We start from the raw sequence: 5,790 nt of genomic DNA, 5'->3' as shown, positions 1-5,790 counted from the left end.
CCCTCGGGGTCAGATCTCTTTTCCCGTTGGAAAAGGGATCTGACCCCATTCCACGATCACCCCGCCTGCACGCGGTTCTTGCCCTGCCGCTTGGCCGCATACAGCGCGTCATCGGCGCGCCGCAGCAGGGTCTCGGTATCGTCGCCGGGCTGCCATTGCGCCAGCCCGGCGCTGAAATGCACCGGCACGCGCTGGTCCTGCACGGTCAGCACGCGATGGGCCAGCGAGCGCTGCAGGCGCTGCACGGTGGCCATGCTGTCGGCGCCCTGGGTTTCCGGCAGCACGAGCACGAACTCGTCGCCGCCCAGCCGTGCGATGCCGTCGGTGGCGCGCAGCAGCAGCTTGCACACGGCCACCAGGTGCTGCAGCAACGCATCGCCACCGGCATGCCCATGCGCGTCGTTGGTCTGGTGGAAATCATCCAGGTCGATCACCGCCACGCCCAGCGGCGAGTTGTTGCGCATGGCACGCGCCAGCTCACGCTGCAGCAGTTCGTCCAGGCCGCGGCGGTTCAGTGCCTGGGTCAGCGGATCGATACGCGCCAGGTCACCGGCAGCACGCAGTTCCTGCTCCAGCTCGGCAATGCGCTGCTCTGCGCGTTCCACTTCCTGCCGCGCGCTGGCCAGATGATCGCGGGCCTGCGCGGCCTGCTGCTGCACCTTGCCGGTGTCGCGCATCACCTCCTGCAGCAGCTGGTTGAGGTCGGCGATGCTGCGCGCCTCACGCAGCTGCAGCGCGTAGCTGCCGATGCGGTCGTGGTACTCACCGGTGCTGGTGGCCATGCCATCCATGCGCTCGATGAACTCGCCCATCAACCCGCGCATCGCCGCCTTCGAATCGTCGATGCCCTGGCGCAGCAGTCCCTGCTTGTAGATCACTTCGCGCAGTTCGGCGCGGGTGCGCTCGACCGCCTCAGCTTCCAGCGGCCCGTCCAGCAGCTGGCGCACCGCCGCGATCTGGCCTTGCAGCCAGCTGCGGTCATCCAGCAGCTCGCTCACGTTCTCCAGCAACAGGGCGAACAGCTCCAGCAGCAGCGCCTGCTGCTCCTGCCAGCTCTCGGCGCGCACGCCAACCTGGTGGCCGAGCTCGCGCACGCCCTGTTCGATGGGTTCCAGCGCGGTGCCCGGCTGCCACTGGCGCAGGCGCGTGGCCAGGGCCTGCGCTTGTTCGCGCAGATCCAGGTCGTGCTGCAGCAGGGCCACCACCGCGCCGCCCAGCAGCAGCCGCAGCTGCTCGGACAGGCGCAGGCTTTCCGGCTGGCCGTCCGGCGAATGCTGTTCGATGGTGCGGATGTACTTGTCGATCAACTGCCGCATCGCGCGCCCGTAGCGCGGCCAATCGGCACTGGCCTGCGCCGATTGCAGGCGGTCACCCATGTCACCCAGTTCGCCGGGCAGGGTGGCCATGCCGTTGGCGAACGCCGCCAGCAGCGGCTCGGGTGCGTCGGCGCCGGCGAACAGCTGCTGCAGCGCCACGCCGCCGCCGCCCTGCAGCACCACGCGGTCACCCAGCCCATCGTCCACCACCGCGCGCACGCGTGCCGGCGGCCCAAGGGCGGTACCGGGGGCAGGGCGGTGGTCGGGCTGGTCCGTCATGGAGCGAATCCTGGGGCTGGCAGGGACTGGTTCCAGCATATCGGCGCGGCCGCCGAGGGCTTGAACGGCTAGGATGGGCGACAGGATGCCGCAGTGGAGGTGGTGATGCGCGTGATGTTGCTGGGGGCGACCGGCCTGGTCGGTGGGCTGACCCTGCGCAGGCTGCTGGACGACCCGCGCTGCAGCGCCGTGGTTGCCCCGACCCGCCGCCCCCTGGCGTTGACTCACGGGAAGCTGGAGAACCCGGTGCTGGCCTTCGACGCGTTGCCCACTTCGCCAGAATGGGCGCGCGTTGACGCGGTCATCTGCGCGCTGGGCAGCACCATCGCCCAGGCCGGCAGCCGCGAGGCCTTCCATCGCATCGATCATGACTACCCGCTGGCGTTCGCCCGCCTGGCACAGGCACAGGGTGCGCAGGCCTACGTGCTGAATTCCGCCGCCGGCGCCAACCCGCAGTCGTCGATCTTCTACAGCCGGGTGAAGGGCGAGCTGGAGCGTGACCTGCGCGCGCTGGGATTCAACTCGTTGACCCTGGTCCGCCCAGGGCTGATCGGGGGCGAGCGCAACGAGGTGCGTCGCGGCGAACGCCTGGCACTGACGGTGCTGGGTGCTTTGGGGCCGGTGTTGCCGCGTGCGTGGCGGATCAATCCGGCCACAGAGATTGCCAGGGCGCTGGTCGAGGCTACGTTGGCCCCGCAGCCGGGCGAGCACGTGGTGGCGTCGAGCACGCTGGTCGGCTGATGTCGCGAGCGCTGCGCCTGACCCAGCTGCTGCAGCTGCTGCGCCGTCATCGACGGCCGGTGGCCGGGCAGGCGCTGGCCGAAGCGCTGGGCATCAGCCTGCGCACGCTGTACCGCGATATCGAGACCCTGCGCGAGCAGGGCGCCGACCTGCGTGGCGAGGCCGGCGTCGGCTACCAGCTGGCGCCGAGCGATACCCTACCGCCGATGACCCTGCCGCCCGCCGAGATCGATGCACTGGTGCTTGGCCTGCGCTGGGTTGCGGCCCGCACCGAGCCGGCGCTGGCTGAGGCCGCGCGTGATGCTTTGGCGCGTATCGCGCATGTGCTGCCCGCAGCACGCCGGGAAGCCTTGCGTGATAGCGGCCTGCGCGTTGGCCCTTCGCGCGCTGCGGCCAAGGTACCTGCTGCACGCCTGCAGGCTGTGCGCGAAGCGGTGAGCGCGCAACAACGCCTGCAGTTCGGCTACCAGGATGCGCAGGGCCAACGTACCGAGCGCATTGTCTGGCCGTTCGCGCTGGGCTACTTCGATGAAGTGCCGACGCTGGCGGCGTGGTGCGAAGGCCGCGAGGACTTCCGCCATTTCCGCCTGGACCGCATCCGCCAGGTGCGTGTGCTGGAGGACTGCTACCGCGTGCCGCGCGCCACCCTGCTGCGGCGCTGGCAGAAGGCCCAGGGCATCGCGCCGGACTGGTTGGACCGCTCGTAACCACATCGAGGAATGGCGCTGTGCGTCAACGCGGTGGGCTTACACAGCTGGTGGGCTATGTGCCGGGGGAGGCCGGGGTGGTACAGGTAATCGTCGACTCTATGGCCTGGGTTACGAGGCCCGACGCATCTTCCAAGAATGTCCTGACTCTCGAAACTTGAGGTTCACCAGGTTTACTTGGTGTACAACCCCAAGTGAAGGTGATGGGGGATGGGATGTTCCTGTCGACTTTGGCGCGGCCACCGCTGCAGATCCATCCGGCAGGACAAGTCAAGATCTCGAGGTTGATATATACCGGAAACCTCGGATACCCACTGAAGTTCATCGTGGCAGTAACACTGGCGCCTGTTCCAGACACGTTCGGAACGCTGTCCAGCTGAAATGGCTTCGTCAAGGTAGCCACGCCCAGGGTGGACATCCTCTCTATGGGCATGAAGAAAAGGTCATTCGCCCAAGGAGAGCCGTCGTTTCCCCTGCCATGAACAAGGCCGTAGGCCGAGTTGCCGGCATAGACGGGGCCACCACTATCGCCGCCTTTGTTCATCACGGTTCCATCAAGGCTGACGACTTGGACGTAGGTGCCGGCTTCCCCATTCCAGTTGGCTGCGAACTCTGCGTCTTTGATGGATCCGCATGTGCGACCGGTCGTTACGCCGAACTTGCAGACCGTTGTGCCTGGTGTCATGTCGGCAAGTGATGCCTCATCGGTTATCGTCAGTTTTTCCCCATCGACAATGATTTCGTTCGACTGGGAGAAGATGACGCCGCCACGCTGCTGTGCACCCCACTGAACGTCGTAAGATCCTTTGTTGCGTTCACTCTTGAACAGAATGCGAGCGGTTGGATTGCGCTGATAATTGTCATTGTCACAGTGACCGGCAGTGGCCAAGCCTAGTTCGCGAGTTGCAGTTTCGACCACGTTGAAGCCGGCTGTGCAGAGCTGCTGCTGGTAGCCTTCCAGTCGCCGCCCGCCCGCTACGGTGTTTGTTGGCTCTATGAAACCTGTGGTCTCTTTTATGTGGATGAAGTCGGCGACAGAGAGAAGTTTGGAAAGTCTGGCGCGTACGGTATCGGGATCACGTACATATACCTCTACGATAGAGATCTTCGTGTTTACCGTGGCTGCAAACTCAATGCCGGCCTTGACGAGCTGATCGGACACCTCCTCTTGGGTGGCGCGGAGAAGCTCGAGAGAACGTGGCGCGGTTTCTGCGACGTAGAGGCGGTCCTTGGTGTAAGCAGAAAGTTGGCGTGAGGCATCGCCGGTGAACCTCACCACGATCCTGAATTCAGGGGAGTGCTCGATGTAAAGGCCGGCGAACGTCTCCGGCTTCTCCCTCTGAAGCCGTGCGCTGAGTTTACCTGCGGCCCGTTCCGCATCCATTCGTTGCGCGGCTTCGAACGTGCCTATGTGCATGGTTTCCGCGTAGTGCTGTATTGCTACATCCTTGGGGGCGTCGTCCGCAAGGGCGGGAGAGGCGGTGAGGATGGCTGCCAACAACGGGAGATAACTGCGTATTGTGGTCATGAACTTTCCTTTTCATGTGTATTACGTGAAGTGGCGTTCCATCTGCATTTGACTCTAAATCACTTCTGTCTGTTGCAACTGGTAACTGCGTCTCCCTTTGATTGGTCCGAGCGAAGGTTCATCGCCGACGACAGCTCCCATCATGACTTGGCTTTGCGATATATCGCGAGATCACAGCGGGTCGCCTGTTTTTCCATCCGATGGCGGAAGTGCCCGAAATACGCGAGATGTTCGAACGACGATCGGCTCTACCCGATCGATTTCATCCGCTTGATCTACTGACAGAGTATGTCAGCAGGCGTGTTCCACCATGAACGCTCCCAACAACGGAGGTTCCCCATGTTCATACCCAGCACCCTGCTGCAGTACGTGCGCGACGTCGCCACCAGCGCCACGTTCTACAGCGGCATTCTCGGCAAACCACCGGTCGAGCAGTCGCCCGGCTTTGCCCTGTTCCTGCTCGGCGATGGCGCCGCACTCGGCCTGTGGCAGCGCGATGACGTGCAGCCGCCGGTGTCCGCGCAGGCCGGCGCCGCGGAACTGGCGATGGTGGTGGCCAACCCGGAGGCTGTGCAGCAGATGCACGATGCGTGGCGCGCACTCGGCGTGCAGATCCTGCAGGCGCCGGTGACGCTGGAGTTCGGCCACACCTTCGTCGGTGCCGATCCGGATGGGCACCGCCTGCGCGTGTACGGCCGCGCCGAGGGCTTGGTCGCGCGCGATTGATTCAGGGAGGGAGCCGGTATGTTCCGGCTCCTGGACCTAGCCATGCTTCTGTGCGGCTTCGATGACGATTGAAAATTTCTCGTCGTCTTCCGAATTCCATGCAATGGCCAGCTGGGCCAGTTCTCCGACCACATCGCGCTCGGGGTTGCACCGCCTGAGCTCCTTGATGAACTGCCGGACCTGACGTGGCGTCAATTCACAACCTGGATAATTGAAGAGATTGAGCGCGGCATCTGAAGAGACGTCCAAGAGGTCAGGCGCGAGGATGGAGTAGGCTTTGATGTAGCGGGAGAACGGAATATCCGACAGGAAGTTCTCAGCTGAGCTCATGATCGACGCATCATGTGGCGGGTTCCGAAGGAACTCCCTCATGACCGCCAGGATGACTTCTACTGACGCTGGTTTCGTCAGAGCCCTGTAGAAGTGGTCGGCGTATGCACAGCAAGCTTCGTGAGTGACCGCAGCATCCGATAGCGTTGCCAGCGTTGAGATC

General features: G+C 64.3%; 5 protein-coding genes and 1 pseudogene. 3 read left to right on the top strand and 3 right to left on the bottom strand.

Annotation, left to right across the window (positions count from 1 at the left end; genetic code table 11):
- Window positions 1-56 precede the first annotated feature (56 nt).
- Complete coding sequence (locus ABGA94_RS17450) at window positions 57-1,595, bottom strand: diguanylate cyclase domain-containing protein (protein ID WP_375367853.1); 1,539 nt, start codon at window positions 1,593-1,595, stop codon at window positions 57-59.
- Between the two features lie 105 nt (window positions 1,596-1,700).
- Between ABGA94_RS17450 and ABGA94_RS17445 the strand changes: the two genes are divergently transcribed.
- Complete coding sequence (locus ABGA94_RS17445) at window positions 1,701-2,336, top strand: NAD-dependent dehydratase (RefSeq protein WP_375367852.1); 636 nt, start codon at window positions 1,701-1,703, stop codon at window positions 2,334-2,336.
- Window positions 2,336-3,043 carry a helix-turn-helix transcriptional regulator gene (locus ABGA94_RS17440; protein WP_375367851.1) on the top strand — a complete coding sequence of 236 codons (708 nt, stop codon included), beginning with the start codon at window positions 2,336-2,338 and terminating at the stop codon, window positions 3,041-3,043. Before ABGA94_RS17445 ends, ABGA94_RS17440 begins: the two co-directional genes overlap by 1 nt.
- 55 nt (window positions 3,044-3,098) lie before the next feature.
- Here the strand turns inward: ABGA94_RS17440 and ABGA94_RS17435 are convergent, their stop codons facing one another.
- A complete protein-coding gene (locus tag ABGA94_RS17435; RefSeq protein WP_375367850.1) occupies window positions 3,099-4,571 on the bottom strand; it encodes a S1 family peptidase in 1,473 nt (490 codons plus the stop codon).
- A gap of 339 nt (window positions 4,572-4,910) precedes the next feature.
- On the opposite strand from ABGA94_RS17435, the gene ABGA94_RS17430 reads away from it, so the two are divergent.
- Window positions 4,911-5,297, top strand: coding sequence for a VOC family protein (locus tag ABGA94_RS17430; protein ID WP_111129220.1), 387 nt, complete (start codon window positions 4,911-4,913; stop codon window positions 5,295-5,297).
- 36 nt (window positions 5,298-5,333) lie between these two features.
- On the opposite strand, the pseudogene ABGA94_RS17425 reads toward ABGA94_RS17430, so the two are convergent.
- Window positions 5,334-5,790, bottom strand: a pseudogene (locus ABGA94_RS17425) (hypothetical protein); the annotation flags it as partial.

Origin of the sequence: Stenotrophomonas sp. 3diitr2024, assembly GCF_042136455.1 — a bacterium.
Lineage (GTDB): Bacteria > Pseudomonadota > Gammaproteobacteria > Xanthomonadales > Xanthomonadaceae > Stenotrophomonas > Stenotrophomonas sepilia.
This window is presented reverse-complemented; position numbering and strand designations above follow the sequence as displayed.